Source organism: Corynebacterium xerosis NBRC 16721 = ATCC 373 (assembly GCF_001552415.1).
In the GTDB taxonomy this organism is placed as follows: Bacteria; Actinomycetota; Actinomycetes; order Mycobacteriales; family Mycobacteriaceae; genus Corynebacterium; species Corynebacterium xerosis.
Map to the genome: position 1 here is coordinate 183,854 of NZ_BCRD01000001.1, position 26,363 is coordinate 210,216.

Consider the following 26,363-nt stretch of genomic DNA (forward strand, 5'->3'; position numbering starts at 1 on the left):
TCAGAACCGGTGCACCATGACGCGGTACCCCTCGGCCTCCGCGTTGCCGGCGGTGAACTCGAAACCGATGCCGAGATAAGCGCGGTATGCGCGCTCGTTGTTCTCGTCGACGGTCAGGCTGACGGCGGGGGCTCCGCGGTCGCGGGCGAAGTCGAGGGCCGCCGCCATCAGTTTCTTGCCGAGGCCGCGGCCGGTGAAATCTGGCTCCAGGGCGATGGCCACCTCGGGAATCTCGTCGCTGATGTACCCCGAGCCCGGGTCGTCGGCCGTGAAGTGCCGCAGCCAGGCCCCTCCCGCGACGTCGCCGCAGATCTCCGCGATGATCGCCCCATCCCGCTCGGCCGACCACCGGTCGACGTACTTCACGTCATCGGCCGCGAACTTCGGGCCGAGGTCGTCGTCGATGTCCCGGTCGCCGTCCCACACCTCCGTGAGGCGGTGGAGGCGATGGATCGTCGGCCGATCCTCCTCGGTGGCCGGGCGGAAAACGGGTGCGTCGGTGGGCATGATCCTCCGGGAACCTACGCCTGGCCCTCGAAGAGGGTGGTCACGGAACCGTTCTCGAAGATCTCGTGGATCGTCTTGGCCAGCAGCGGCGCGATCGGCAGGACCGTCAGGTTGTCCCAGCCCTCGTGCGTCTGCGGCAGCGTGTCCGTGGTGATGACCTCGCGGGCGCCGCACTTGGACAGGCGCTCGGCCGCCGGGCCGGAGAACACGCCGTGGGTGGTGGCGATGATGACGTCGGCCGCGCCGGCCTCGCGCAGCACCTTCACCGCGCCGGCGATGGTGCCGCCGGTGTCGATCATGTCGTCGATGAGCAGGCACACGCGGCCATCGACGTCGCCGACGACGCGGTTGGCCACGACCTCGTTGGCCACGTCCACGCTGCGGGTCTTGTGGATGAACGCCAGCGGCGCATCACCGAGGGTGTTGGCCCACTTCTCCGACACCTTCACGCGGCCGGCGTCGGGGGAGACCACGCACAGGTTCTCCAGCGAGTAGTGCTCCTTGATGTAGTCCGCCAGGATAGGCATGGCGTGCATGTGATCGACCGGGCCGTCGAAGAAGCCCTGGATCTGATCGGTGTGCAGATCGACCGACACGATGCGGTCCGCGCCGGCGGTCTTCAGCAGATCCGCCACCAGGCGGGCGGAAATCGGCTCGCGGCCGCGGTGCTTCTTGTCCTGGCGCGCGTACGGGAAGAACGGCAGGATCGCCGTGATGCGCTTGGCGGAACCGCGCTTCAGGGCGTCGATCATGATCAGCTGTTCCATCAGCCACTTGTTCAGCGGCGCCGGGTGAGCCTGCAGCACGAACGCGTCGCAGCCGCGGACGGACTCCTCGAAACGGACGAAGATCTCGCCGTTCGCGAAGTCGCGGGCGGTCATCGGGGTCAGCTCGACGCCCAACTCCTTTGCCACCGCGTCACCGAGCTCCGGGTGCGCGCGCCCGGAGAAGATCATGAGGTTCTTCTGGTTGTCGATCCACTCGCCGGTCATGTAATCGGCCTGGCCTTCCTGGTCGTTCTTCGGCTTACGCGGAGGTGTCGGGATTGCCGTCGCCCGGGGCGCCGACATCGGTGGAATCGCCCGCCGCGGCCTGCGCCGCCTCGGCCGCTTCCGCCGCCGGGGTGCCCGGCCGCTTCCGCTGGACCCACCCCTCGATGTTGCGCTGGGGGCCACCGCTGACCGCCAACGCACCCGGGGGAACGTCGTCCTTGATTACAGTACCCGCACCCGAATACGCGCCGTCACCGACGGTTACGGGGGCGATGAACATGGTGTCGGAGCCGGTGCGCACGTGGGAGCCGATGACGGTCCGGTGCTTGTTCACGCCGTCGTAGTTGACGAAGACGCTCGACGCCCCGATGTTGGAGTGCTCGCCGATCTCCGCGTCGCCGACGTACGTCAGGTGCGGGACCTTCGAGCCGCGGCCGATGACGGCCTTCTTCGTCTCGACGAAGCCGCCGAGCTTGCCGTCCTCGCCGAGCACGGTGCCGGGGCGCAGGAACGTGAACGGACCGACCTGGGCATTCGCGCCGATGGACGACTCGGTGCCGTGCACGCGGAAGACCGTGGCGCCCTCGCCGACGGTGACGTCCGTCAGCGTGGTGTCCGGACCGACTGTGGCGCCGTCGCCGACGACGGTGGCGCCGTGGAGCTGGGTGCCCGGCAGGATGGTCACGTCGCGGCCGATCTCCACGTCGACGTCGATCCACGTGGTCGCCGGATCGACGATGGTCGCGCCGCCGCGCATGGCCTTCTCGCACTGGCGGCGGTTGAGCTCGGCGCCGAGATTGGCCAGCTGCACGCGGTCGTTGACGCCGGCGACGACCATCGCGTCGTCGAGGCGGTGGCCGCGCACGGAACGGTCCGCCTCGCGGGCGATGCCGATGACGTCGGTCAGGTACAGCTCGCCCTGCGCGTTGTCGGTGTTCAGCTGGGTCAGCGCGTGGCGCAGCGTGGCGGCGTCGAAGGCGTAGACGCCGGAGTTGACCTCCGTGGTCCGGCGCTCGTCGTCGGTGGCGTCCTTCTCCTCGACGATGCGCAGCACCTCGCCGTCGGAGTTGCGGATGATGCGGCCGTAACCATGGGGGTTCTCCGCCGTCGACGTCAGCACCGTCACGGCGGCGCGCGGCTTGCGGTTGTGCTCCGCCAGCAGGGCGGAGAGCGTGTCGGCGTCGAGAAGCGGCACGTCGGAGGTGGTCACCAGCACGGTGCCCTCGAACTCCTGCAGCGAGGCGTCGTCGAGTGCGCACTGCACCGCATGGCCGGTGCCGTTCTGCTCCTCCTGGTGGGCGATGGCCACGCCACCGGGCAGGGCGCCGTCGCCCTCGGCATCGGCGATGCCGCCCACCCACTCGGCGATGGCGCGGACGACCTTCTCGCGCTGGTGGCCGACGACCGCGACGATCTGTTCGGGGTCGACGCCCCGGGCCGCGTGCAGGGCGTGTTCCAGCATCGTGCGGCCGCCGATGCCGTGCAGCATCTTCGGCGTGTCCGACTTCATGCGGGTGCCCTGGCCGGCGGCCAGGATGACGACGGCGGTGGGCGTGCCGGTGCCGTTGCTCATGTCAGTCTCCTCGTGCGGTTCGTCGTGGGATCCTCCGGAAACCCTACCTTCCGGAAGACGCGGCCACGGTACTCCCGCCCGGCCCCGCCCACGGTGCGGGGTGCGCGGCCCGCGTCAGCCCTTCGCCGACACGTCGGGCAGGGCACGGGCCATGGCCACGCCGATCAGCCCGAGCACGGCGAAGAACCCGAGGGCCCACATGGTGCCGAGCATCGCCAACCCGCCGGAGATGGCGCCGGTGGCCAGCAGGATCACGCCCATCGCCGAGTTCGCCACGGCGACGTAGGTGGTGCGTTGGTCGCCCTCGGCCATGTCGACGACGTAGGTCTTGCGGGCCACGCGCACTCCGGTGTGCGTCAGCGTGATCAGGAAGTACGCCACGGGCAGCGCCCACCCCGACCAGTCCTCGGCGAAGGTCACCTGCGCCATCACCGCCAGCAGGATCACAGAGGCCAGCCCCGCGCCCCACGTCATGGTGCTTTTCGACGACTTGTCGCTCAACTTTCCCGAGACCTGCCCGCCGAGGATGGCCGCCGCGCCCGAGGCGATGAGGAAGGGGCCCAGCCCGGAGAGTTCGCCGTCGCCGCGTTCGGCGGACAGCGACACGAAGAAGGCGGGCGACAGGGCGGAGACCAGCAGCAGCGAACGGACGATGACGAAGTTGCGGAACGGCGCGTCGTCGGAAAGCAACTCCCACGATTCCTTGACCCACGACCCGGCCGAATCCTCCGACGTCTCGCCGGCGGGTTCGGTGACGCGGTGGAAGACGACCGCGCCGGCGAACCACGTCAGCGCGGAAATGGCGATCATCCAGGTCAGCACCGACGTCGGCAGGTCATCGCCGCCGAACCAGCGGATGCCCAGGCCGAGGGTGATGGCGACGACGCCGGACAGGACCGTCGCCAAACCGGTGATCTGGCCGCGCTGGCCCTTCGGGATCGTGCGGCCCTGGACGTCCTTAGAGCCGATCGAGCACAGCGAACGGCCCAGCGCGAAGATCGCCAGCGCCGCGAGGATGGCCACTGCCGCGGCCATGCCGTCGAACACCGCCGCCGACAGGGCCATGATCAGCGCCATGACGCCCTGCGTGATCGAGCCGAGGATCCACACGGACTTGCGGTGCGCCCGGCGCTTGACCCACGGCGTCAGCGCCGCCTGCGGCAGCATCGACAGCGACTCGCGGATGGGCACCAGCAGCGCGATGGCCAGGCCGGGCGCGCCCTGCGCAGTCAGCAGCCAGGGCAGCACGGTCTTCGGGTTGATCACCTGGTCGCCGGCGTTCTGCAGGCCGTTGGCGGCGATGAACTTCATGCCGTTGGCGGGCACGTCGCGGGCGACGTCGTCCGGCATGTCGGAGGTGTCGGCCGGGGAAACCAGCTTGTCGTAGAGCGCCATGCATGCAGGTTATCGGCGGACACCCGGCGATTTCGAGCAAGTGTTCCCTAAGCTCCCCCGCCAGGACTCGAACCTGAAATGCCTGAACCAAAATCAGGAGTGTTGCCATTACACCACGGGGGACCGGCGCGGCCGCCGCTATCGCGGGGGCGTGCACCGCGCATCAGATTAGCAACACCGGCGGCCGGGACCGCACCCCAACCCGCACCCCAACCCGCACCCCAACCTGAACACCAACCCGCACCCCGGCCCATGCGCGACCCCGCACCCGCGCCACCGGCCCGCGCTCGGGGCGTGCCGCGCGGTCACGATAGGCTCGGGGACATGGGAAATCCGGGCAATGCCGTACGTCGGCGCATGAGCGGGCCGGAACGTCGCAGGCAACTCCTCGACGTCGGCCGGGCGACCTTCGCGGAACGTGGCCTCGACGGCACGTCGATGGAGGAGATCGCCTCCCGGGCGGGGGTGTCCAAGCCGGTGGTCTACGAGCATTTCGGCACGAAGGACGGCCTGTACCGCGAGGTCGTGGCCGAGGAGATGGAGCGCCTCGAAAACGTCATCGCCGATTCGATTTCGCGGGGCCGTTCGCGGGCGCGCATCGAACGTGCCGTCGTGGGGCTGTTGGCCTACGTGGAGGATCACACGGACGGGTTCACCATTTTGGCCCGCGATCCGGGGTCGAACCAGGGCTTTGCGACGCTGCTGGGCAACGCCACCGGCCGCGTGTCGCACATTCTCGGCGCCGCGTTCACCCGTGCGGGCCTGGATGAGGCTCCCGCGGTGCTGTATTCGCAGGCCCTGGTGGGCATGGTGTCGCAGACGGCGCAGTGGTGGCTGGACGAACGCACTGGTTCCGGGGAGGACCGCGGGACGGCGAAGGCCACCGACGGCACGACGCTGGACCGGGAGACCGTGGCGGCGCACATCGTCAACCTCTGCTGGAACGGCCTGGCGGGCATGGAGGCCCACCCGGTGCTGCGCGGCGACGTCGACGGCCCGGCCGCGGAGCAGGGCGCGGTGCTCGGCGCCGGCCCCGAAGCGGACCCGGCCGACAAGGTCCGGCGCGGCGGGGACGAGGCCCGATGACCGGGTCGAAGACGGGGGCGATGGTGGCCCCGCTGTCGGGGCTGGCGCAGGTGGTGGCGGGGGAGCCGCAGCTGCGGGGCGTCGTGAAGCATCTCGGCGAGCCCGAACTGCACATGACCGGCAACGACCGGGTGCGGCCGCATCTCATCGCGGCGCTGGCCGCCAAGGCCCCCGTGCTGGCGGTGACCGCCACCGGGCGCGAGGCCGAGGACCTCACCTCGGAATTGCGGTCGATGCTGGGCTCTAAGGTGGCCATGTTCCCGTCGTGGGAGACGCTGCCGCACGAGCGGCTGTCGCCGGCGGTGGACACCGTGGCCACGCGCCGGGCGGTGCTGTCCGGCATGCGCGCGGGCACGGTGACCGTCGTCGTCGCCGCGGTGCGGTCGCTGGTGCAGCCGGTGCTCGACGACGGCGCGGAGGCCATCCGCCTCGCCGTCGACGAAGAGGTGCCCGACCTGCCGGAGAAGCTCGAGCGCCACGGCTACTCGCGCGTCGACATGGTCGGCCGGCGCGGGCAGTTCGCCGTGCGCGGCGGCATCGTCGACGTTTTCCCCGCCACCGCCGACAATCCAGTGCGCGTGGAGCTGTGGGGCGACGAGATCACCGAGATGCGCGTGTTCTCCGTGGGCGACCAGCGCACCATCTCCGAGGTCGAGGCCGGCGATTCCGCCGGCGTGGTGGAGGTCCACGCCTGCCGGGCGCTGCTCCTCGACGACGCGGTGAAGGCGCGTGCCGGCGAAATGGCCGGCGAACGCTCCGGCGACGTGCAGGAAATGCTCGTGCGCATCTCCGACGGCCAGTGGGTCGACGGCATGGAGGCGCTGATCCCGCTGCTGACCGACCGCCCGCTGGTGCCGCTGACGGAGCTGCTGCCCGACGGCGCGCACACTCTCCTGTGCGGCCCGGAGCGCATCCGTTCCCGCGCCGCGGACCTCATCGCAACCGGCGACGAGTTCATGGCCGCGGCGTGGGAAACCGCCGCGATGGGCGGCGGCGCGCCGATCCCGGCGGACGGGCTCGACGCCAGCGCCTACCGGCACCTCGACGAGGTCCGCCGCGCCCCGTGGTGGTCGATTTCCCCGCCCGGCATGCTCGACGGCGGCGTCACCGAAGACGACGTTTTGCCCCTGACCTACGAACCCGGCCCCGAACCCCGCGGCGACCTCAAGGCCATCGGGGCCATGATGGCGCAGCTGCGCGAGGCCACCGTCGGCGGCGAACGCGTCGCCTACATCGCCGGAACGCCGGCCGGCGTCCGTCGTCAAGCGGAGAAGTTCCGCGAAGCCGGCATCGCCTGCCGCATCGCCACCGGCCCCGAATACCCCGAACCCGGGCGCATCACCGTCTACCAGGGCGTCAGCCACGGTGGCCTGGTGTTCCCGCGCACCGACGGCGGGGCGCTGACCGTCATCGCCGAAGCCGACGTCACCGGCAACCGCGTCACCGACATCGGCGGCGGGCGCCGCAAGCCCGCCAAGCGCCGCAACCGCGTGGATCCGCTCGCCCTGGAAGCCGGCGACTTCGTGGTGCACGACACCCACGGCATCGGCCGGTTCGTCAAACTCACCGAACGCACCATCGGCACCGGCGACGACCAGGCGCGCCGCGAATACGTGGTGCTGGAGTACGCCTCCGGCAAGCGCGGCGGCCCGCCCGACCAGCTCTACGTGCCCATGGAGAGCCTCGATCAGCTGACCCGCTACGTCGGCGGCGAAAAGCCCACCCTGTCGAAGATGGGCGGCTCCGACTGGAAGACCACCAAGCGCAAGGCCCGCGGCGCCGTCCGCGAAATCGCCGAAGAGCTGGTCAAGCTCTACGCCGAGCGGCAGGCCGCGCCGGGCCACGCCTTCGCCCCGGATTCGCCGTGGCAGACGGAGATGGAGGACAACTTCCCCTTCGCCGAAACGGAGGACCAGCTCACCGCCATCGCCGAGATCAAGGCGGACATGGAAAAGCCCGCGCCGATGGACCGCGTGCTCATCGGCGACGTCGGCTACGGCAAGACCGAAGTTGCGCTGCGCGCGGCGTTCAAGGCGGTGCAGGACGGCAAGCAGGTCGCGGTGCTCGTGCCCACGACCCTGCTGGCCCAGCAGCACCTGGCCACGTTCAGCGAGCGCATGGAGGGTTTCCCCGTCACGGTGCGGGGGCTGAGCCGCTTCACGTCGACGAGGGAATCGAAGGAGATTCTCACGGGGCTGAAGGAAGGCACCGTCGACATCGTCATCGGCACCCACCGCCTGCTGCAGACCGGCGTGTCGTGGAAGCAGCTGGGCCTGGTCATCGTCGACGAGGAGCAGCGTTTCGGCGTCGAGCACAAGGAGCACATCAAGGCGCTGCGCAACCACGTCGACGTGCTGACCATGTCGGCGACCCCGATCCCGCGCACGCTGGAGATGTCCATGGCCGGCATTCGAGAGATGAGCCAGATCCTCACCCCGCCCGAGGACCGGCACCCGGTGCTGACCTACGTCGGCGCGCAGTCGGACAAGCAGATCGCCGCGGCCATCCGCCGCGAGCTGCTGCGCGATGGCCAGGTGTTTTACCTGCACAACAAGGTCAGCACCATCGACAAGGCCGCGCAGAAGGTCCGCGACCTGGTGCCGGAGGCGCGCGTCGTCGTCGCCCACGGCCAGATGGGCGAGGAGATGCTCGAGCGCACGGTGCAGGGTTTCTGGGACCGCGAATTCGACGTGCTGGTGTGCACGACCATCGTGGAAACGGGCCTGGACATCGCCAACGCCAACACGCTGATCGTCGAAAACGCCCACCACATGGGCCTGTCGCAGCTGCACCAGCTGCGCGGCCGCGTGGGGCGTTCCCGCGAGCGCGCCTACGCCTATTTCCTGTATCCGGCGGATCAGACGCTGACGGAGAATTCCTACGACCGCCTGGCCACTATCGCACAGAACAATGATCTCGGCGCCGGTATGGCGGTGGCCATGAAGGACCTGGAAATGCGCGGGGCGGGAAATGTGCTCGGCGCGGAACAATCCGGCCACATTTCCGGGGTCGGTTTCGACATGTACGTCCGATTGGTCGGCGAAGCGGTCGCCGCGATGAAGGCGGTGGCCGATGGCGAAACGCCCGACGCGTCGGCGCAGGAACCGAAGGAAATCCGCATCGACCTGCCCGTCGACGCGAACATCCCGGCCAGTTACGTCGACTCGGAGCGGCTGCGCCTGGAGGCGTACCGGAAGTTCGCGTCGGCGCAGGCCATGGAGGACATCGACGTCGTCCTCGACGAGCTCGTCGACCGCTACGGCGAGCCGCCGATCGAAGTGCAGCGCCTTGCGGCGATTTCGAGATTGCGAATCATTTGCCGCGAGTTCGGCGTGCATGAGGTTCAAGCGACGGGTGCGCACATTAAGATCGGACCCATGGAACTCGCCGATTCGAAGCAGGTGCGTTTGAAGCGCCTGCATCCGCAATCGACGTACCGGGCCGCATCGCGGACCGTTTCCGTGGCGGTTCCGAAGGAAGGGAAGGGTTTGCGGGCCAAGCCGGTGCGCGATGTCGCGCTGGTGCAATGGGTCGCCGATTTCCTCACCGGAATGGCGGGAATCCCCGTCATGGACATCGTCGGCGAAGCCCACGGCGGAAAGGATCAGAAATGACCATCATCGTGCTCGACCCGCGGTTTCCCACCGCGATTCCCCTCGAAGCGGCGAGTTTGCTGACGGGGGAGGTGTCCTACACCGAGGAGGTGCCCATCCGCGTCCGCTGGGCCATCGCCGATGCGGGCGGGCATTCGGTGTCCGATGCGGAGATCCTGGTGACCACCGACGTCGACAACGATGACGTCCAGGACCGCATCGCCGCCGGCGAGCGCATCTTCGACGTCGGCCTCGCCGAGGCCCCGTCGCCGGCCGCCGCCGTTCTGTCCGCTGCTCCTGCGGCCACTGCGGCCCCGGCCGCCGCCTCCGCCGCGACTTCTGCGGCCCCGGCGCAGGACACGGACGAGGGCACCGCGCGGGTCGCCGCCGATTCGCGTGACGACGGCCCGGCCGCCGCGCCGTCCGCCCACGCCGCATCGGCCACCGCACCCGCGGCGGCGGGCGGCGAACTGGGGGAGCGGTTCCCCCGCGTGGCCGAGGCCATCGACGTCATGTCCGCCGCTCGCCGCACCGGCGAGTGGGAGGCGGGGCAGACCCACGCCAGCCTGTTGCCGTACCTGATCGAGGAGGCGTTCGAGTTCATCGACGCCGTCAACGAGGGCGGCGACGTCCGCGGCGAGCTGTCGGATCTGCTGCTGCAGGTGCTGTTCCAGGCGGAGGTCGCCGAGGACTTCGACATCGACGACGTCGCCGGGGCGTTCGTGGACAAGATGCGGCTGCGCAAGCCGTACCTCTTCGACGGTTCCCGCGACCTCGGCGAGGGCGCGGAGCTGATGCCCCTGGCCGAGCAGGAGGAGGCGTGGACCGCCGGCCGCGGCGGCCCGCGTTCGCAGCCCGCCGAGTTCCTGCCGGCGCTGGCGCTGGCCGAGGAGGCCATCCGCCGGGCCCGCGCACTGGGCATGTCGGATTCCGACATCCCGGTCGAGTTGATGTGCCCGACCCCGGGCCTGGAGCTGGAGTCCGGTGCCGAGGCGCGCACGCGTTTCGTCGCCCGCGAATTCCTCATGCAGTTGGACTCCCTCGGTGGCCCCGCGGCCGGGGAGGATCCCGCGGATTCGAACGAATCGGCGGAGTGACCTGGCCTTTCCACGTTCGGCGGCCTGATCCGTAGGATGGGCTCCCGTGTCCGACTTCGCTGATCCCCGTGGCGGCGGCCGACGCGGTCGTGGCCGCGACGTGCCGTCGTGGTCCGGCGACCCCAAGCGCGGGTCGGCGCGCGGGGGCCGGAAGTCGGCGGGGTGCGGTTGCCTCGGCTTCACGACGATCGCCGTGCTGGCGATCATCGCGATGGTCGGGGCGATGGCCATGTTCGTCGGACCGGTGCAGGCGCCGTTCACCAAGCAGCCCATCCCGGACAACGTTCCGCCGGCCGCGGCCGAGGCCGCCCCGCGCGTCGACGTCCACGCGCCCGGCCGCACCGCCGACCAGCTCGCCCAGTGGGCGCAGCCCATCGCCGAGGCGACGCGCATCCCGTCGGCCGCCGTCCGCGCCTACGCCAATGCGGAGGTCATCGCGGCGGAGTCGTGGCCGGAGTGCAACCTCAGCTGGAATACGTTGGCGGGGCTGGGCCAGGTGGAGACCCGCCACGGCACCTACACCGGCAACTGGATGAAGCCGGCGGAAATCCAGGCCGACGGCGTGGTGCGCCCGCCGATCGTCGGCGTGCCCCTGGACGGGTCCCCCGGGTTCGCGGAAATCCGCGACACCGATGGCGGCGCCCTCGACGGCGACACGGAATTCGACCGGGCCGTGGGGCCGATGCAGTTCATCCCGGAGACCTGGCGGCGCCACGGCATCGACGCCAGCGGCGACGGCGTCGCCGACCCGCACCACATCGACGACGCCGCGGCGTCGTCGGCGCGTTTGCTGTGCTCCGGCGGCCGCGACCTGGCCACGCCGGAGGGCTGGACCTCGGCGATCAGGTCGTACAACCAGTCCGACCAGTACGTCCGCGACGTCCGCGACGCGGCGGCCAATTACGCGCTGAACCAGTCGGCATGAGGCCGCTTGCGCGAGACACGCGGGCAGCGCCGCGGAGCGGCCCCCTTTCGGGGCTTCCGGGCGGGGTTCCCGCGGCGGCGCGATCCACGCAAACGTGCCACAATCGAAGTCATACGGCCGGAAGGGTTCCGGCGGAAAGGTGACTTATGGCTGCCCCCATCATCGGACTGAACGCGCTGGAAATTCTCGACTCCCGCGGCAACCCGACCGTCGAGGTCGAGGTCGCGCTGGAAGACGGCTCGGTCGGCCGCGCCATGGTGCCCTCCGGCGCCTCCACCGGCGAGCACGAGGCGTACGAGCTGCGTGACGGCGGCGACCGTTACCTGGGCAAGGGCTGCCAGCAGGCGGTCGACAACGTCCTCGAGGCGATCCAGGACGAGCTGCTCGGCGAGTTCGCCGACGAACAGCGCAAGATCGACAAGCTGATGATCGACCTGGACGGCACCCCGAACAAGAAGAAGCTGGGCGCCAACGCCATCCTCGGCGTGTCCATGGCCGTCGCCGACGCCGCCGCGAAGTCCGCCGGCCTGGAGCTGTACCAGTACGTGGGCGGCCCGAACGGCCACGTCCTGCCGGTGCCGATGATGAACATCCTCAACGGTGGTGCGCACGCCGACTCCGGCGTCGACGTCCAGGAGTTCATGATCGCCCCGATCGGTGCCGAGACCTTCTCCGAGGCCCTCCGCGTCGGCGCCGAGGTCTACCACTCGCTGAAGAAGGTCATCAAGGACAAGGGCCTGTCGACCGGCCTGGGCGACGAGGGCGGCTTCGCCCCCTCCGTCGATTCCACCCGCGCCGCGCTGGACCTGATCAACGAGGCCATCGAGGCCGCCGGCTACAAGCTGGGCGAGGACGTCGCGCTGGCGCTCGACGTCGCGTCCTCCGAGTTCTTCGAGGACGGCGTCTACAACTTCGAGGGCGGCAAGCACACCGCCGAGGAGATGGCCAAGGTCTACGGCGACCTGGTCGACGAGTACGCGATCGTCTCCATCGAGGATCCGCTGGACGAGAACGACTGGGACGGCTGGGTCGAGCTGACCAAGCAGATCGGCGACAAGGTCCAGCTGGTCGGCGACGACTTCTTCGTCACCAACCCGGCCCGCCTGGCCGAGGGCATCGAGAAGGACGCAGCCAACGCCCTGCTGGTCAAGGTCAACCAGATCGGCACCCTGTCGGAGACCTTCGAGGCCGTCGCCCTGGCGCACAACAACGGCTACAAGTCGATGATGTCCCACCGCTCCGGCGAGACCGAGGACACCACCATCGCCGACCTGGCCGTCGCCCTGAACTGCGGCCAGATCAAGACCGGCGCCCCGGCCCGCTCCGAGCGCGTGGCCAAGTACAACCGCCTGCTGCGCATCGAGCAGCAGCTCGGCGACGCCGCGGTCTACGCCGGCCGTTCCGCGTTCCCGCGTTTCAAGAAGTAATCCGCACCGACCCCGCTCCGCCGTCCGACGGTGGGGCGGGGGCGAGGCGGTGAAACCGCCGGAAAAAGGGGCCGGGTCGATCATCGACCCGGCCCCTTTCGGCGTGCCGCGCCGGGTATGCTTCCGGTCATGGGAACTACAGCACGGGGCCGCCGGGGACGAGGGGGATCCGCCGCCGGCGCGTCGGATGGGCGCGTCGGCGGCGGCCTGTCGTCGCTGCAGCCGTGGCAGACCCTGACCATGGCCGTGTTGCTGCTGTTCCTGGTCCTGGTGTTGGCCGTGCCGCTGCGCACGTACGCGGAGCAGCGGGCCGAACTGGCGGAGACCCGCGAAAACATCGCCCGCATGGAGGAGCGCACCCGCGAGCTCCAGGCGGAGAAGGAACGGTTCTCCGATCCGGAATACATCAAGGAACAGGCCCGCATCCGGCTGGGGCTGGTGGAGGAGGGGGAGACCCCGTTCCGCATCGTCGATCCCGCGCTGGGCACGGCGGATGGGGAGGGCCCCGTGGGGGAGGAGACCCTGCCGACCGCCCCCTGGTACGAGCAGCTGTGGGATTCGGTGTCGTTGCCTCCCGAGGAGGAGAAGCCGGCCAACCCCGCCCGCGACGAGGCGACCAGCCCGGATCGGCTGCCGACCGTGCCCGAACCGGCGCCCGAACCGGCACCGTAAATCGGATAACCGGTGTGCCTGCCGGTAAGGTGACCAACTGGCCAGCGCCTTTGGGGGTGCGGCCGTAGTCGTCGTAAAGCAAAAATTCTTTTGGAATCACCGTTGACCAGGACCCGCCGCCGGACGGCGGGGACAGGAGGATCCGCCATGACCGTTGACCCCGCCGATCTGGAGGCCGTGGCCGCGCAGTTGGGCCGCACGCCGCGTGGCGTGCTCGAGATCTCCTACCGCTGCCCGGACGGGGCGCCGGGCGTGGTGAAGACCGCGCCGCGCCTGGACGACGGCACGCCCTTCCCGACCCTGCACTACTTGACCGACCCGCGGCTGACCGCCGAGGCGTCGCGGCTGGAGGTCGCCGGCGTGATGCGCGACATGTCCGCGCGCCTGCTGGAGGACGAGGAGCTGGCCGCGGATTACCGCGCCGCCCACGAGCACTACCTGCGCGAGCGCAACGCCATCGAGGATCTGGGCACCGATTTCTCCGGCGGCGGCATGCCCGACCGCGTCAAGTGCATGCACGTGCTCATCGCCTACGCGCTGGCCGAGGGCCCGGACCACTTCCGTTTGGGCACCGAGTCCGTGGCGCTGGCGGCCGAGGGCACGGGCCTGCGCGGCACGGCGATCCCGGAGGACTGGCCGACGTGCGCGGACCTGGGCATCGAGAGGGGTGACGGATGACCCGCTTCGGGGCCGTGGACTGCGGCACGAACTCGATCCGCATGCTCATCACCGACGTCCGCGAGGTCGACGGCGTGCTGGAGATGACCGAGCTGCACCGCGTGATGGAGATCGTGCGGCTGGGCGAGGGAGTCGACGCCACCGGCCGACTGGCCGACGCGGCGCTCGAGCGCGTTCGCGCGGCGTTGACCGATTACGCGGATCTCATGCGCACCGAGCGCGTCGAGGCGGTGCGCATGGTGGCGACGTCCGCGTCGCGCGATGCGTCGAACCGCGACGAGTTCTTCTCCATGACGCGCGAGATCCTCGCCGACTGGGGCGTGGAGGCGCAGGTCATTTCGGGCGACGAGGAGGCGGCGCTGTCGTTCCGCGGCGCCGTCGACGACTTCCACCCGGAGGAGGGCCCGTTCTGCGTCATCGACGTCGGCGGCGGCTCCACCGAGGTCATCGTCGGCGAGTACGACGGCACGGTCCACGGTTCGCTGTCGGTGCCGATGGGCAGCGTCCGCCTGACGGAGCGGTTCCTGCGGGACTCGCCGCCGACCGAGAAGCAGGTCGACGTCGCCCGCCGCTACGTCGCCGAGCATTGCCGGTCGGTGCGCGAGTCGGTGCCGGTCGCCTCCGCGAAGACCATCGTCGGTTGCGCGGGCACGTACACCACGCTGTCGGCGCTGGCGCAGGGCCTGGAGACCTACGATCCGTCGGCCATCCACCTGTCCACGCTGCGCTTCAACGCCCTGCGCTCGCTCAACCAGTCGGTGCTGGACACCGACCGCCGCACCCTGGCGGAGAACCCGGTCATGCACCCGGGCCGCGCCGACGTTTTCGCCGGCGGCGTCGTGGTCATCGACGGCCTGATGGACATGTTCGAGTCCGTCGCCGCCGAGGCGAAGTCCTCCCGCGCCAACGTGCCGCCGCTGGAGTTCCACGTCAGCGAGAAGGATATTCTGGACGGCATCGTCGCCGGCCTGATCGACGAGAAGCTCGCCCGCGCGCAGCAGTAGCGCCGGGCGGGGGTCCCGCCGCCGACACGGCGAGCCGGGGCCCGGCTTCCTTTTGCTTTACGACGTCCCCGCGTGGAACGCGAGCCGTCGTGAAGCCCCCGTGGCCCAATTGGCAGAGGCAGCGGACTTAAAATCCGCGAGTTGCGAGTTCGAGTCTCGCCGGGGGCACCGAACGGGAAAACCCCGGGCAGATGTTGGCGCATCTGCCCGGGGTTTCTTCGCGTACCGCGGTTTACGGCAGCACGCCGAACTTCTTGCCCAGCTTCAGCGCGGTGGTGAACACCTTGGCGTAGGTTTCGCGCTCCAGCATCGGCATGGAGATCGGGGACACCCGCTGGACGGTGACGGTCTGGGAGTCGGTGTACTTCAGCAGGCCCTCGGCGCCCTGGCGGCGGCCCACGCCGGACTCCTTGAACCCGCCCATCGGCGCGTCGACGGAGGCGAAGGTGGCGGCGAAGCCGTCGTTGACGTTGACGGAACCGGCCTGGATCTTCGGCGCCAGCTCCTTCGCGCGCGACGGGGAGCACCACAGCGAGGCGTTGAGGCCGTAGCGCGAGTCGTTGGCGCGGCGGATACCTTCTTCGGCGTCGGCGACGCGGTGGACCACGACGACCGGGCCGAAGACCTCCTCGGTGAGCAGCTCGACGCCCTCGGGGACGTCGGTGAGGATGGTCGGCTCGTAGAACAGCGGGCCCAGGTCCGGGCGGGCGCGGCCGCCGGCGAGGACGGTGGCGCCGGCTTCCACGGCGTCGTGGACCATCTTCTGCACGATGTCGAACTGGCCCTGCGACTGCAGCGACCCCATCTCCGCCTCCCAGCCGTAGCCGGCACCGAGGCTCATGGCCTTGGTGCGGTCGGCGAAGGCGGGCACGAACTCGTCCCACACCTCTTCGGCGACGTACATGCGCTCGGTGGACACGCACAGGTGGCCGGAGTTGGTGAAGCACGCGATGCGCGCGCCCTCGACGGCGGCCTTGACGTTGGCGTCCTCGGCGACGATCAGCGGGTTCTTGCCGCCGAGCTCCGCGGAGAACCCGATCAGGCGCTCGCCGCACTGCTTGGCCAGGGACTTGCCGGTCTCGGACGAGCCGGTGAACATCAGGTAATCGGCTTGCGCGACGATGGCCTGGCCGACGACGGAGCCGGGGCCGGGCACGACCTGCACGACGTCTTCCGGCAGTCCCGCGCGGTAGAGCAGGTCAACGGCCAGCAGCGCCGAGAACGGGGTGGTGGAGTCGGGCTTGAGCACGATGGCGTTGCCGGCCATGATCGCCGCCAGCGCGTCGGAGATGGCCAGCGTCAGCGGGTAATTCCAGGGGCTGATCACGCCGACGACGCCCTTGGGGTGGTGGTAGACGGTCGTCGGACTGAGCACCGGCAGCGCGCCGTGGGCCTTGGCGGGCTTGAGCAGCGCTTCGGCCTGATTGCCGTAGTAGCGGGCGGTGATGGCGACGTGGAGGACTTCCTCGTACGCCGACGCGCGGTTCTTGCCGGTCTCGGCCTGGACCACGTCCATCAGCTGGCCCTGGTGGGTGAGCACCAGGTCATGGAAGCGGTGGAGCACCTCGCGGCGGGAGTTGACGGGCACGCGCGCCCATGCGGCCTGGGCGAAGCGGGCGCGGTCGAAGGCGCGGTCGACGTCCGCGGCGTCGCCGACGGGGATCTCGGCCAGCGGTTCGCCGGTGAAGGGCGTCGAAATGGTGCGGGTTTCCGAGCCCGCGACGGGGGCCCGCTTGAGCAGGCGCTCGACGACGTCGGGCGTCAGGGGATTGCGGATGGCCTGCGCGCCGGTGGCGCGGTCGGTCTCGGTCGTGGTCGCGTTCATGGGCGCGATGGTACGCGGCGGTCCGGATCGCCGGGCCGGTTTGGGCGGGGAACCCATTTCGGTTCCCGCTTGACGACGCCCACCGCCAGCCGAGAGCCGGCCCCGTACGAGCCAGGCGCCGCCTCGATGGTTGGGCGCTGCCCTGAGCGGTTGGCCAGCTAATTGCCCTAGTTGTCGGTATAACCCAAACGGCGGCTGTGATCGGGGTCGCGGTTGCCGCTTTCCCCGAATTCGAACGGTTCGTGGCCGTCGACGTCGCCGTATCGCATTTCGGGGTCCACGTCCGGGTCCTCGTCGGGATCGACGTCGGGCTTTTCTTCCGCGAGACGGCGGTCCAGGGTGTCGTGGGGTTCGGCCCCGCGCCAACGGTCCGGCGGGTCCATCACGTAGTTCTCGCCGTCGCCGGTCATGTGGTCCGCGTCGAGGCCCTCGGAACCGTCGAGGGTGTTCTCGTCGAAGTCACCGGTGGTGTCGGCGTCGTAATCGCCAGCCATGTCATCCTCCGCGTCATCGATTTCTTTCCGGTTCCCCGATCGTACCCCGCCGACATGCGGTTTCGGTGAGGCATTTCCCTCTGCGAAAAACCCCGTAATCGGGAACAATCGGGACGGTTCGACCGTTATACGTCTCGTAAGGCAACAATTACTCGGCCGCAACAGGCCGGAAGGAAGGACGACGTGCGCGAAAGCTCCAACCCCGCATTCAGCTCGCTCACCAAGACCGTCGCCCGCGGCCAGGCCGGTGCCCACCAGTACGGGCAGCAGCAGTACGGCCCCGGCGGCTACGGCCAGCAGGGCTACGGCCAGGACCCGTACGGCCAGCAGCAGTACGGCGCGCCGCAGCAGGCGCAGAACGTTCGGCCCATGACGGTGGATGACGTGGTGGCGAAGACCGGCATCACGCTCGCCGTGATCGTCGCGTTCGCGGCGGTCAACTTCGCCATCGCCGCGTTCGTCAACCTGGGCCTGGCCATGATCCTCACCATCGTCGGCGCCATCGGCGGCCTGGTGACGGTGCTGATCTCCACCTTCGGCAAGAAGTACGGCTCCGCCCCGGTCACCCTGACCTACGCGGCGCTGGAGGGCCTGTTCGTCGGTGGCGTCAGCTTCATGTTCGCCGGGTTCGACGTCGCCGGCACCAACGGCTTCGGTCTCATCTCGCAGGCGGTCATCGCCACCATCGGCGTGTTCGCCGGCATGCTCTGGGTCTACAAGTCGGGCGCCATCCGCGTCACTCCGAAGTTCACGCGATTCATGACCGCCGCGCTGATCGGCGTGCTGGTCCTGGCGCTGGGCAACCTGCTGCTCGCCGTGTTCGGCGTCGGCTCCCCGCTGCGCGACGGCGGCCCCATCGCCATCATCTTCTCGCTGGTGTGCATCGGCCTCGCCGCGTTCAGCTTCCTGCTGGACTTCGATCAGGCCGACAAGCTGGTCCGCGCCGGTGCGCCCGCCAACTACGCCTGGGGCGTCGCCCTCGGCCTGGCGGTCACCCTGGTCTGGCTGTACATCGAGATCCTGCGTCTGCTGTCCTACTTCAGGGACTAGCGGCGACGCGGTGGCGTGAACGCGCCACGTGAGAATAGGGCCCCGGCATTCGCCGGGGCCCTTTCGCGTGCCCGAATGACGTCCGGGCATGAAAAAGCGCCCCCGCCGGGAAGCGTGGGCGTGACCGTCGCAAAGCAAAGGCGGCAAAGCAAGGGCAGTAATGCAAGGGCAGTGAAGCAAAAGCAGCAAAAAGCAAAGGCACACGAAAAAGCGGCGGAGGGAAAACCCTCCGCCGCTTCATGCCGCGCCCCGACAAGGGGCCGGCTGCCGGGACTGGCTCGGAATCCCGTCCGGGACCTTAGTCCTGGAACTCCGGGTCGTACGGCTCGGCCTTGATCAGCGTGACCTCGACCTCGTCGCCCGTCGGGGACTTGTAGGAACGGGTCTCGCCCTCCTTGGCGCCGACCAGCGCGCGGCCCAGCGGCGAATCCGTGGAGTACGTCTCCAGGTTCGGGTTGGACGAATCCGCACCGCGGGTGCCGATGAGGAACGTCTCCTTGTCGTCCTCGTCGCCGTCGTAGTAGACGTGCACGACGGTGCCGACCAGCGCGACGCCCGACTCCTGCGGGGTCTCGCCGACGGTGGCGCGCTGCAGCAGATCCTCGAGGTAGCGGATGCGCGCCTCCTCCTGGCCCTGCTGCTCGCGGGCGGCGTCGTATCCGGCGTTCTCCTTCAGATCGCCCTCTTCGCGGCGCTCGTTGATCTCGGCGGCGATGATCGGGCGGTTCTCGTACAGGGCGTCGAGCTCGGACTTGAGCTTGTCGTAGGACTCCTGCGTGAGCCACGGGTTGTTGGAGTCGGTCATGGTGCCTCCTGTGTCGTCAACGCTGTCGACGGGCCGTCGATCGGCGGAAAAGCTGGTCTTTCCAGCCCGGATACGAAAAACCGGCCCCAACTGGGGCCGTGAACGGGGTCAGGATACCACCGGCGGGTCACACCGCGTTAACCGCCCCGCCGCCGGGAATCACTTGCCCAGGAACTTCGGCATCTCCGTGGAGCAGCCGTACACCTCGCCGGCGACGGCCTGCTCGCGGGTCTGGATGGGCACGTCCATGCGCACCGTCGACGGGCCGCCGGCCGGGATCAGCACATCGCGGCGGCCGACCTCGGCGACGTCGTAGTTCAGCGCGTAGATGATGCAGTACGCGTCCATCGACGGATCCTCGCGCGTGACGTCGAGGGTGAAGATGAAGACGTCGTCCTCCCGGCCCTCCTCGCGCGCCCACCCGGCCTGCGTGGCGGTGACGTCCGGCGTGGACACGCGGTTCATCTGCACGAAGATGTAGGCCATGGCGATGATGAGCATGCCCACCAGGCCCACCACGATCAGCTTTCCGGGCAGCCGGCGATTGGTGTCGCCGTAACGCGCGCTGCGCGTGCTCCCGGTGGCGCGGGTGTCCCGACCGCGACCGCGATCGACGTTGGAGGCCTTCGAGTCCGACATGCCCCCAACTGTATCGGACGGATCCGCGCGACCCCCGGCGGGGGCGGGGAACCGGCCCCGTAGACTGTACGGATGTCGGAACAGGTACCGGACTGGAAGGAAACCGCATGAGCCTGCGATTGATGGCGGTCCACGCCCACCCCGATGACGAGTCCAGCAAGGGCGCGGCGACGATGGCCCGCTACGCGGCCGAGGGGCACGACGTCATGGTGGTCACCCTCACCGGCGGCGAGCGCGGCAGCATCCTCAACCCCGCCATGGACCGCCCGGAGGTCGTGGCGGACATCGCCGCGGTGCGCGTCGCCGAGATGGCCGAAGCCGCCCGCATCCTGGGCGTGCAGCATCGTTGGCTGGGCTTCGTCGACTCCGGTCTGCCGGAAGGGTCGCCGACGCCGGTGCTGCCGCAGGGCTGCTTCGCCCGCGAGAAGGTGGAGGACGCCGTCAAGCCGCTGATCCAGGCGATCCGCGAGTTCCGGCCGCACGTCCTGATCACGTACGACGAAAACGGCGGCTACCCGCACCCGGACCACATCATGACGCACATCATTTCCGTGCGGGCGTGGACCGAGGCCGCCACCGACGCGCACCCCGAGCTGGGGGAGCCGTGGGAGATCAAGAAGATGTACTACACCCACGGGTTCGTCCGCCGCCGGCTGCTGGCGCTGGACGCGTACTACGTGGACCGCGGCCTGCCCAGCCCCTTGGGCGAGCCGCTGAAGCGCTGGGTGTCCGAGCGCGGCGACATCATGGAGCGCGTGACCACGCAGGTGCCGTGCGCGGACTTCTTCGACGCCCGTGACGATGCCTTGCGCGCCCATGCCACCCAGATCGACCCGAACGGGCCTTTCTTCGCGGTGCCGGCGGACGTGCAGCGTAGAGTGTGGCCGACGGAGGAATTCGAGTTGGCGCGCACGCGCGTGCGCACCTCGCTGCCGGAGGACGATCTGTTCGCCGGCATCGACCCCGACGAAGCACCGGAAGAAGCGCCGGGCCAGGCGCCGGGCGACGGATCCGCGGCCGACGGGCCGCAGAGCATTTAAGGAATGAAGGCTGACATGCCCCAGGCAATGGAAATCTGGAATGCCGCAGCGGCCGAGGCCGCCATGGACGTGACGCTGCTCGCGCAGAACCCCGTGGGCCCGATGGGCGCGGACTTCGGCAAGGCGTCCCCGATCGGCCTTCTGGTCATCGTGCTGCTGCTGGTCGTGATCCTGCTCATCGGCGTGGACTTGACCCGCCGCATGAAGCGCATGCGCCGCCGCCGCGCGTTCGCGGAGGGGCACGGCATGGATCCCTTCGACATCGAGGGAATCGACCGCGCGATGGCCGACCACGAGTCGTCCGGTGGCCTCGACGGCGAGGCGATCGTCGAGGACCGCTTTTCGGGGGAGCCCGAATTGCGGGAACGTCGTTCCAAGGATTAGGATTTGTGACATGCGCAACTGGCGATTTTATTTTGAGTGGGGCTCCGGCCGCTGACCCCACGGTCAGCCATGCACCCTCGAAGTAGACGCCACGCGCACGCCGGAGCCCCAAAGGCAGCACCCGAAGATTCGGGTAGCTGCCTTTCGTCGTATCCGGCCCAGTGCCGGAGGGCGACGCCCGGCGCCATGAACGAACCACGTACCCAATCGATTCGCCCACACGCACCGACCCCGAAAGGCACCCACGGCCATGACGCCCCCGACTTCCCTCGAGAACCCCGCTTCGACGTCCAATCAGCGCGTCGTCGCGTTCCACGACTTGCCGTCGCCCAAGCAGTTGCTTGACGACGTCCCGCTCGGCGAGGAATTGGCCAACGACGTCGAGGTCGCCCGCCGGGCCATCGCCGACGTCATCGCCAACGAGGACGACCGGCTCCTGGTCGTCGTCGGCCCGTGCTCGGTCCACGATCCGGAGGCCGCCGTCGATTACGCCCGCCGCCTCAAGGCCGTGGCCGACGAGCTGAGCGAGGACCTGCTGGTGGTCATGCGCGTGTACTTCGAGAAGCCGCGGACGACGGTCGGCTGGAAGGGCCTGATCAACGACCCGCACATGGATGGTTCCTTCGAGATCCTCGACGGCCTGCGCATGGCGCGCGAGCTGCTCATCGAGGTGCTGCAGGTCGGCCTGCCGGTCGGTGCGGAGTTCCTCGAGCCCAACAGCCCGCAGTACATCGCCGACGCGGTGGCGTGGGGCGCCATCGGCGCGCGCACCACGGAGTCGCAGGTGCACCGCCAGCTGGCTTCGGGCCTGTCCATGCCCATCGGCTTCAAGAACGGCACGGACGGCAACGTCCAGGTCGCGGTCGATTCGCTGGTGTCGGCGGCCAACCCGCACTTCTTCTTCGGCATGAACGACGACGGCGGCGCCGCCGTGGTGGAGACCGCCGGCAACGCCAACTGCCACATCATCCTGCGCGGCGGCACGGCGGGACCGAACTACGACGCCGAGTCGATCGCCGACGCCAAGGCCCGGCTGGAGAAGTCCGGTCTGCCGCGCAGCCTGATGGTCGATGCCAGCCACGCCAACTCCGGCAAGTCGGAGGTCCGCCAGGCCGAGGTCGTCCGCGAGATCGCGGAGCAGATCGCGGCGGGCGACGACGGCATCGACGGCATCATGGTCGAGTCCTTCATCGTCGGGGGCAACCAGAAGGTGGTCAATGGCCGCGAGGGGCTGACCTACGGCCAGTCCGTCACGGACGCCTGCATCGATTGGGACACCACCGACGTTCTGCTCCGCGACCTCGCGGCTGCGGTCCGCGCCCGCCGCGAGGCCCGCGGAGACGGCCCCCAGCAGGCCTGATCCGGCGCGGCGGGCCCCTGCCGGTAGACTCGTCCGCGTGAAACCGTTCCAGCTTCCGCGGGTGCTCGGCCGACTCGCTTACCCGCTTTACGAGCGGCGGCTCGCCCGCTCGCTCGCGGGTCTGCCGCGCCCGCAGCATGTGGCGGTGATGGCGGACGGCAATCGCCGGTGGGCCCGCGAGGCCGGGTTCACCGACGTCAGCCACGGGCACCGGGTGGGGGCCCGGAAGATCGCGGAGTTCGTGTCCTGGTGTTCGGAGCAGGACATCGGCCTGGTCACCATCTATCTGCTGTCGACGGAAAACCTGCGCCGCGAGGCGGATGAGCTGGAGCTGTTGTTCGACATCATCGGCGACGTCGCCGACGAGCTCGCCGGCGCGGGCGAGGACATCCGCCTGCGGATGGTGGGGCACCTGGAGTTGCTTCCCGACGACATGGCGGCCCGCCTGCGCCGCGACGAGGAGCTGACCGCCGGCAACAACGGCATCCAGGTCAACATCGCCGTGGGCTACGGCGGCCGGCAGGAGATCGTCGACGCGGTCCGCCGCATCGTCGGCGACGCCGCCGCTGAAGGGGTGGAGGGCGCCGACATCGTCGATCGCATCACCCCGGAGGCCATCGGCGGCCACCTGTACACGTCGGGCCAGCCCGATCCGGACCTGGTGATCCGCACCTCGGGCGAGCAGCGGCTCAGCGGCTTCCTGCTGTGGCAGTCGGCGTATTCGGAGATCTGGTTCACCGACACGTACTGGCCGGAGTTCCGCCGCATCGACTTCCTGCGGGCGTTGCGGGACTTCTCCCAGCGAAGCCGCCGTTTCGGCCGCTGACCTGCTCGAAGGTCCATCGTCCCGGTTGCGGCCCCGGCATTGCCGGGCGGAACGGGGCACAATCGGGGTATGTCGAACACCACTCCCGTTCAGCCGATCGTCGTCGTCTCCAACACCCGTTACGGATCCACGGCCGAGTATGCGGCGGAGTTCGCGCGCCGCACTGGCGGCCTGCTGCTCGGTGGGCAGGGCGGGTCCAAGTCCCACCCCGCCGAAGAGCTCGACGAGGCGCTGGAGCAGCGCCCCGATGCGCCGCTGGTGATCTTCACCCCGAATTACGCCGGCACGTTCGGCGGCGCCAACGTCATGAAGACCGTGGCCCGCACCTACCCGGAGCGCAAGATGGCGTTGGCGGTGGTCGGCATGACCATCCTCGAGGAGGTCCGCGCCAAGGACCCCGCCGGCGCCGCCCTCGACGACGTCGCCGACCGCGTCCACCGCCACTACCTGCCGGGGCGGCTGATGTTCTCCATCATGTCGCGCAAGCACCGTGCGGTGATGTGGACCATGACCCGCATGATCAAGGGCAAGAAGGATCCGACGCCCAACGACTCGCAGATGCTGGAGTCCTACGGCAAGGACACCGACCGCGTCGATTTCGCCGAACTCGATGCGCTGGTGGACTGGCTGGGCACGCCGGCGGGGGAGTGACGCCGGGACGTCGTCAAGCGACCCGCGCCAGGTGAGGTGACTTACCGGGACATGATGCCTAGAGCCTGCGCATGCGCACGCGGTCGATGGTGTGATCGCTGGACTTGCGCAGCACCAGCGAGGCCCGCACGCGCGTGGGCAGGATGTTCTCCATCAGGTTGGGCAGGTTCACCGTCTGCCAGATGCGGCGGGCCTCGACGGTCGCGGCGTCGTCGTCCAGCCCGGCGTATTCGGAGAAGTGCGCGCCCGGCGCCCGGAACGCGGTGTGGCGCAGCTTGAGGAACCGCTCGATGTACCAGCGCTCGATGTCCTCGCGGCGCGCGTCGACGTAGACGGAGAAGTCGAACAGGTCGGAGACCATCAGCATCGGGCCGGTCTGCAGGACGTTGAGGCCCTCGACGATGAGGATGTCCGGCTGATCGACGACCTCGAACTCCCCGGGCACGCGGTCATAGGCGGTGTGCGAGTACACGGGCGCCTTCACGTCGCGCACACCGGCCTTGACCGAGGTGACGAAGCGCATCAGCGCCCGCTGGTCGTAGGACTCCGGGAAGCCCTTGCGCTGCATGATGCCCCGCCGGTTGAGCTCGGCGGAGGGGTGCAGGAAACCGTCGGTGGTGATCAGATCCACCCGAGGGTTGGTGTCCCAGCGTTCCAGCAGCACCTGCAACAGGCGGGCGGTGGTGGATTTGCCCACCGCCACGGATCCGGCGACGCCGATGATGAACGGCACGCTCTGGTATTCCTCGCCGAGGAACGTCGCGGTGGTGCGGTTGAGCTCGCGGTGGGCCTGCACGCGCAGGTGGATCAGGCGCGACAGCGGGAGGTAGACCTCGGCGACTTCGTCGAGGTCGATGTTCTCGCCGATGCCGGAGAGCCGTTCGGCCTCCTCGGCGGTGAGCACCTGCGGCATGGACTCGCGGAGCTCGCGCCATTGCCGCCTGTCGAACTCCAGGTAGGGGCCGGGTGCCTGCGCGCGGGTCATGTCCCCATCATGCCAACCGCCCGGCCTGCGCTCGTCGTCCGGGTGCCCTAACGTTACGGACATGAAAGAAGTGACCGACGCCTCGTCCGGGGATGCTGCGGGTGCTGCCGCGGGTGGTGCGTCCCGCCGCCATCCCGGCTCCGTGGGTGAGGTGTTTTCCGCCTTCGGTCTGCTGGGATTGACGTCCTTCGGCGGCCCCGTGGCGCACTTGGGCTATTTCCGCGAGGAGTTCGTGGGCAAGCGCAGGTGGCTCACCGACGCCGAGTACGCCGACGTCGTCGCCCTGTGCCAGTTCCTGCCCGGGCCGGCGTCGTCGCAGGTCGGCATGGCGTTGGGCTGGCGCCGCGCAGGGCTGCCGGGTCTGCTGGCCGCCTTCGTCGGCTTTACGACGCCCTCCGCGCTCGTGCTGGCTCTGGCCGCCGTCGGAGTGGCGTACTTCGGCGATCTGGGCGGGCCCATCGAGGGATTGAAGGCGGCGGCCGTCGCGGTGGTGGCGGTGGCGCTGTGGGGCATGGCCAAGAACCTGGTGAACTCCCGGCTGACCGCCGCCGTCGCAGTCGGCGCGATGACCCTGACGCTGCTCGCGCCGGGGGCGTGGGGGGTGTGGGCGCAGGTCGGGGCGATCGTCGTGGCGGGCATCATCGGCCTGGTGCTCATCCGGGGCGGTGACCGGGGCGGTGATGCGAAGGGCGAGGCCAAGGACGATGCGAAGGGCGAGGCCAAGGACGAAGCCGAGAACGAGTTGGCCTCCGAGCCCGCCCACCTCGCCTACGCCGTGCCCGCGTGGGCGTCGATCGCCGCGCTGGTGGCTTTCCTGGCGATCCTCGCCCTCGCCGCGACGCAGTGGTGGGGGACGTACTACTGGGCCGGTGCGCTGGTCTTCGGCGGCGGCCACGTGGTGCTGCCGCTGCTGGAGGGCGGCCTGGTTCCCGAAGGCGTCGACGCCGACACGTTCCTGGCCGGATACGGCCTGGCCCAGGCGGTGCCCGGGCCCCTGTTCACCTTCGCCTCCTACCTGGGCATGGCGCAGGCCGGGGTGCTCGGCGCGCTGATCGCCACGCTGGCGATATTCCTGCCTTCGATGCTGCTGCTCATCGCCGTCATGCCGGTGTGGGCCAAGCAGGCCGCCAACCCGAAGGCCCGCGGGGCGATCGCCGCGATCAACGCCGCCGTCGTCGGTCTGCTGGCCGCCGCCTTCTACGACCCCGTGTGGACCCACGGCATTTCGGGGCCCGGCACTTTCGTCGTCGCCGTCGCCGCGCTGGCCGCCCTGACCAAGTTCAAGCTCCCCGCGTGGGCAGTCGTGCTCTCCGCCGGCGCCATCGGCTGGGTGGTGTTCTGACCGAACTCCATGT

At 69.6% G+C, this 26,363-nt stretch carries 24 protein-coding genes and 2 tRNA genes; 16 read left to right on the forward strand and 10 right to left on the reverse strand.

The genetic code is table 11. The annotated features are described in order from the left end of the window. From CX1_RS00895 to CX1_RS00915, 5 genes are all read right to left on the reverse strand, one after another. Positions 1 to 507: a GNAT family N-acetyltransferase gene (locus CX1_RS00895; RefSeq protein WP_046650787.1), complete on the reverse strand. Its 507-nt coding sequence runs from the start codon at positions 505 to 507 to the stop codon at positions 1 to 3. 14 nt (positions 508 to 521) lie between these two features. Then, on the reverse strand, positions 522 to 1,499 hold the full coding sequence (locus tag CX1_RS00900) for a ribose-phosphate diphosphokinase (RefSeq protein WP_060925142.1): 978 nt from the start codon (positions 1,497 to 1,499) through the stop codon (positions 522 to 524). A gap of 34 nt (positions 1,500 to 1,533) precedes the next feature. Further along, positions 1,534 to 3,072 carry a bifunctional UDP-N-acetylglucosamine diphosphorylase/glucosamine-1-phosphate N-acetyltransferase GlmU gene (gene glmU, locus CX1_RS00905; RefSeq protein WP_046650788.1) on the reverse strand — a complete coding sequence of 513 codons (1,539 nt, stop codon included), beginning with the start codon at positions 3,070 to 3,072 and terminating at the stop codon, positions 1,534 to 1,536. Between the two features lie 114 nt (positions 3,073 to 3,186). Further along, a complete protein-coding gene (locus tag CX1_RS00910) occupies positions 3,187 to 4,467 on the reverse strand; it encodes an MFS transporter (protein WP_046650789.1) in 1,281 nt (426 codons plus the stop codon). Between the two features lie 52 nt (positions 4,468 to 4,519). Next, positions 4,520 to 4,590, reverse strand: a tRNA-Gln gene (locus tag CX1_RS00915). A gap of 201 nt (positions 4,591 to 4,791) precedes the next feature. On the opposite strand from CX1_RS00915, the gene CX1_RS00920 reads away from it, so the two are divergent. The 9 genes from CX1_RS00920 to CX1_RS00960 all read left to right on the forward strand — a co-directional run bounded on the left by CX1_RS00920 (position 4,792) and on the right by CX1_RS00960 (position 15,117). Continuing rightward, positions 4,792 to 5,553, forward strand: a complete 762-nt coding sequence (locus CX1_RS00920) for a TetR/AcrR family transcriptional regulator (RefSeq protein WP_240941856.1) — start codon at positions 4,792 to 4,794, stop codon at positions 5,551 to 5,553. Continuing rightward, on the forward strand, positions 5,550 to 9,167 hold the full coding sequence (gene mfd, locus CX1_RS00925; protein WP_060925144.1) for a transcription-repair coupling factor: 3,618 nt from the start codon (positions 5,550 to 5,552) through the stop codon (positions 9,165 to 9,167). The genes CX1_RS00920 and mfd overlap by 4 nt, the downstream gene beginning before the upstream one ends. Continuing rightward, the gene (locus CX1_RS00930; protein WP_052753248.1) at positions 9,164 to 10,243 is read left to right on the forward strand and encodes a MazG nucleotide pyrophosphohydrolase domain-containing protein; all 1,080 of its coding nucleotides are present in this window, start codon (positions 9,164 to 9,166) and stop codon (positions 10,241 to 10,243) included. Before mfd ends, CX1_RS00930 begins: the two co-directional genes overlap by 4 nt. A 211-nt stretch (positions 10,244 to 10,454) precedes the next feature. Beyond that, the gene (locus tag CX1_RS00935; protein ID WP_113570003.1) at positions 10,455 to 11,168 is read left to right on the forward strand and encodes a lytic transglycosylase domain-containing protein; all 714 of its coding nucleotides are present in this window, start codon (positions 10,455 to 10,457) and stop codon (positions 11,166 to 11,168) included. Between the two features lie 146 nt (positions 11,169 to 11,314). Further along, a complete protein-coding gene (gene eno, locus CX1_RS00940) occupies positions 11,315 to 12,595 on the forward strand; it encodes a phosphopyruvate hydratase (protein ID WP_046650697.1) in 1,281 nt (426 codons plus the stop codon). A gap of 129 nt (positions 12,596 to 12,724) precedes the next feature. Continuing rightward, on the forward strand, positions 12,725 to 13,267 hold the full coding sequence (locus CX1_RS00945; protein ID WP_046650730.1) for an FtsB family cell division protein: 543 nt from the start codon (positions 12,725 to 12,727) through the stop codon (positions 13,265 to 13,267). 147 nt (positions 13,268 to 13,414) lie between these two features. Beyond that, on the forward strand, positions 13,415 to 13,945 hold the full coding sequence (locus CX1_RS00950; protein WP_046650698.1) for a DUF501 domain-containing protein: 531 nt from the start codon (positions 13,415 to 13,417) through the stop codon (positions 13,943 to 13,945). Continuing rightward, positions 13,942 to 14,949: a Ppx/GppA phosphatase family protein gene (locus tag CX1_RS00955; RefSeq protein ID WP_046650700.1), complete on the forward strand. Its 1,008-nt coding sequence runs from the start codon at positions 13,942 to 13,944 to the stop codon at positions 14,947 to 14,949. The genes CX1_RS00950 and CX1_RS00955 overlap by 4 nt, the downstream gene beginning before the upstream one ends. 94 nt (positions 14,950 to 15,043) lie before the next feature. Next, positions 15,044 to 15,117: transfer RNA gene (locus tag CX1_RS00960), tRNA-Leu, on the forward strand. A gap of 64 nt (positions 15,118 to 15,181) precedes the next feature. On the opposite strand, the gene CX1_RS00965 is transcribed toward CX1_RS00960, so the two are convergent. Together CX1_RS00965 and CX1_RS00970 are read right to left on the reverse strand one after the other, a co-directional pair. After that, positions 15,182 to 16,774: a succinic semialdehyde dehydrogenase gene (locus tag CX1_RS00965; protein ID WP_060925145.1), complete on the reverse strand. Its 1,593-nt coding sequence runs from the start codon at positions 16,772 to 16,774 to the stop codon at positions 15,182 to 15,184. Positions 16,775 to 16,941: 167 nt separating this feature from the next. Continuing rightward, the gene (locus CX1_RS00970) at positions 16,942 to 17,268 is read right to left on the reverse strand and encodes a hypothetical protein (RefSeq protein ID WP_046650701.1); all 327 of its coding nucleotides are present in this window, start codon (positions 17,266 to 17,268) and stop codon (positions 16,942 to 16,944) included. 183 nt (positions 17,269 to 17,451) lie between these two features. On the opposite strand from CX1_RS00970, the gene CX1_RS00975 reads away from it, so the two are divergent. Further along, complete coding sequence (locus CX1_RS00975; protein WP_046650702.1) at positions 17,452 to 18,318, forward strand: Bax inhibitor-1/YccA family protein; 867 nt, start codon at positions 17,452 to 17,454, stop codon at positions 18,316 to 18,318. A gap of 298 nt (positions 18,319 to 18,616) precedes the next feature. On the opposite strand, the gene greA is transcribed toward CX1_RS00975, so the two are convergent. Both greA and CX1_RS00985 read right to left on the reverse strand, forming a co-directional pair. Next, positions 18,617 to 19,123: a transcription elongation factor GreA gene (greA, locus tag CX1_RS00980; RefSeq protein ID WP_046650704.1), complete on the reverse strand. Its 507-nt coding sequence runs from the start codon at positions 19,121 to 19,123 to the stop codon at positions 18,617 to 18,619. 159 nt (positions 19,124 to 19,282) lie between these two features. After that, positions 19,283 to 19,762, reverse strand: a complete 480-nt coding sequence (locus tag CX1_RS00985) for a DUF4307 domain-containing protein (protein ID WP_046650706.1) — start codon at positions 19,760 to 19,762, stop codon at positions 19,283 to 19,285. 107 nt (positions 19,763 to 19,869) lie between these two features. Between CX1_RS00985 and mca the strand changes: the two genes are divergently transcribed. The 5 genes from mca (at position 19,870) to CX1_RS01010 (ending at position 24,023) form a co-directional block, all read left to right on the forward strand. Then, positions 19,870 to 20,802 (forward strand): mycothiol conjugate amidase Mca, encoded by a 933-nt coding sequence (gene mca, locus CX1_RS00990; RefSeq protein ID WP_082718958.1) that lies wholly within the window; start codon positions 19,870 to 19,872, stop codon positions 20,800 to 20,802. Positions 20,803 to 20,817: 15 nt separating this feature from the next. After that, complete coding sequence (locus CX1_RS00995) at positions 20,818 to 21,186, forward strand: hypothetical protein (protein ID WP_255217619.1); 369 nt, start codon at positions 20,818 to 20,820, stop codon at positions 21,184 to 21,186. A gap of 250 nt (positions 21,187 to 21,436) precedes the next feature. Beyond that, on the forward strand, positions 21,437 to 22,546 hold the full coding sequence (locus CX1_RS01000; protein WP_060925146.1) for a 3-deoxy-7-phosphoheptulonate synthase: 1,110 nt from the start codon (positions 21,437 to 21,439) through the stop codon (positions 22,544 to 22,546). A 37-nt stretch (positions 22,547 to 22,583) separates the two neighbouring features. Beyond that, positions 22,584 to 23,372 (forward strand): isoprenyl transferase, encoded by a 789-nt coding sequence (locus CX1_RS01005; protein WP_060925147.1) that lies wholly within the window; start codon positions 22,584 to 22,586, stop codon positions 23,370 to 23,372. Positions 23,373 to 23,441: 69 nt separating this feature from the next. Next, positions 23,442 to 24,023 (forward strand): NADPH-dependent FMN reductase family protein, encoded by a 582-nt coding sequence (locus tag CX1_RS01010; protein WP_046650708.1) that lies wholly within the window; start codon positions 23,442 to 23,444, stop codon positions 24,021 to 24,023. Between the two features lie 58 nt (positions 24,024 to 24,081). Here CX1_RS01010 and coaA read toward each other — a convergent pair whose 3' ends face one another. Further along, complete coding sequence (coaA, locus tag CX1_RS01015) at positions 24,082 to 25,008, reverse strand: type I pantothenate kinase (protein ID WP_046650709.1); 927 nt, start codon at positions 25,006 to 25,008, stop codon at positions 24,082 to 24,084. Between the two features lie 61 nt (positions 25,009 to 25,069). Between coaA and chrA the strand changes: the two genes are divergently transcribed. Further along, a complete protein-coding gene (gene chrA / locus CX1_RS01020; RefSeq protein WP_046650710.1) occupies positions 25,070 to 26,350 on the forward strand; it encodes a chromate efflux transporter in 1,281 nt (426 codons plus the stop codon). Positions 26,351 to 26,363 lie beyond the last annotated feature (13 nt).

Excerpts from the sequence above, each read along its gene's own strand:
- glmU (WP_046650788.1), bottom strand. The coding sequence starts at position 3,072 with ATGAGCAACGGCACCGGCACGCCCACCGCCGTCGTCATCCTGGCCGCC.
- CX1_RS00985 (WP_046650706.1), bottom strand. The coding sequence starts at position 19,762 with ATGTCGGACTCGAAGGCCTCCAACGTCGATCGCGGTCGCGGTCGGGAC.
- CX1_RS00920 (WP_240941856.1), top strand. The coding sequence starts at position 4,792 with ATGGGAAATCCGGGCAATGCCGTACGTCGGCGCATGAGCGGGCCGGAA.
- CX1_RS00930 (WP_052753248.1), top strand. The coding sequence starts at position 9,164 with ATGACCATCATCGTGCTCGACCCGCGGTTTCCCACCGCGATTCCCCTC.
- CX1_RS00970 (WP_046650701.1), bottom strand. The coding sequence starts at position 17,268 with ATGGCTGGCGATTACGACGCCGACACCACCGGTGACTTCGACGAGAAC.
- CX1_RS01010 (WP_046650708.1), top strand. The coding sequence starts at position 23,442 with ATGTCGAACACCACTCCCGTTCAGCCGATCGTCGTCGTCTCCAACACC.
- greA (WP_046650704.1), bottom strand. The coding sequence starts at position 19,123 with ATGACCGACTCCAACAACCCGTGGCTCACGCAGGAGTCCTACGACAAG.
- CX1_RS00935 (WP_113570003.1), top strand. The coding sequence starts at position 10,455 with ATGGTCGGGGCGATGGCCATGTTCGTCGGACCGGTGCAGGCGCCGTTC.
- mfd (WP_060925144.1), top strand. The coding sequence starts at position 5,550 with ATGACCGGGTCGAAGACGGGGGCGATGGTGGCCCCGCTGTCGGGGCTG.
- CX1_RS00995 (WP_255217619.1), top strand. The coding sequence starts at position 20,818 with ATGCCCCAGGCAATGGAAATCTGGAATGCCGCAGCGGCCGAGGCCGCC.
- CX1_RS00945 (WP_046650730.1), top strand. The coding sequence starts at position 12,725 with ATGGGAACTACAGCACGGGGCCGCCGGGGACGAGGGGGATCCGCCGCC.
- chrA (WP_046650710.1), top strand. The coding sequence starts at position 25,070 with ATGAAAGAAGTGACCGACGCCTCGTCCGGGGATGCTGCGGGTGCTGCC.
- CX1_RS00895 (WP_046650787.1), bottom strand. The coding sequence starts at position 507 with ATGCCCACCGACGCACCCGTTTTCCGCCCGGCCACCGAGGAGGATCGG.
- eno (WP_046650697.1), top strand. The coding sequence starts at position 11,315 with ATGGCTGCCCCCATCATCGGACTGAACGCGCTGGAAATTCTCGACTCC.
- CX1_RS00955 (WP_046650700.1), top strand. The coding sequence starts at position 13,942 with ATGACCCGCTTCGGGGCCGTGGACTGCGGCACGAACTCGATCCGCATG.
- CX1_RS00965 (WP_060925145.1), bottom strand. The coding sequence starts at position 16,774 with ATGAACGCGACCACGACCGAGACCGACCGCGCCACCGGCGCGCAGGCC.
- mca (WP_082718958.1), top strand. The coding sequence starts at position 19,870 with ATGAGCCTGCGATTGATGGCGGTCCACGCCCACCCCGATGACGAGTCC.
- CX1_RS00950 (WP_046650698.1), top strand. The coding sequence starts at position 13,415 with ATGACCGTTGACCCCGCCGATCTGGAGGCCGTGGCCGCGCAGTTGGGC.
- coaA (WP_046650709.1), bottom strand. The coding sequence starts at position 25,008 with ATGACCCGCGCGCAGGCACCCGGCCCCTACCTGGAGTTCGACAGGCGG.
- CX1_RS00910 (WP_046650789.1), bottom strand. The coding sequence starts at position 4,467 with ATGGCGCTCTACGACAAGCTGGTTTCCCCGGCCGACACCTCCGACATG.
- CX1_RS01000 (WP_060925146.1), top strand. The coding sequence starts at position 21,437 with ATGACGCCCCCGACTTCCCTCGAGAACCCCGCTTCGACGTCCAATCAG.
- CX1_RS00900 (WP_060925142.1), bottom strand. The coding sequence starts at position 1,499 with ATGACCGGCGAGTGGATCGACAACCAGAAGAACCTCATGATCTTCTCC.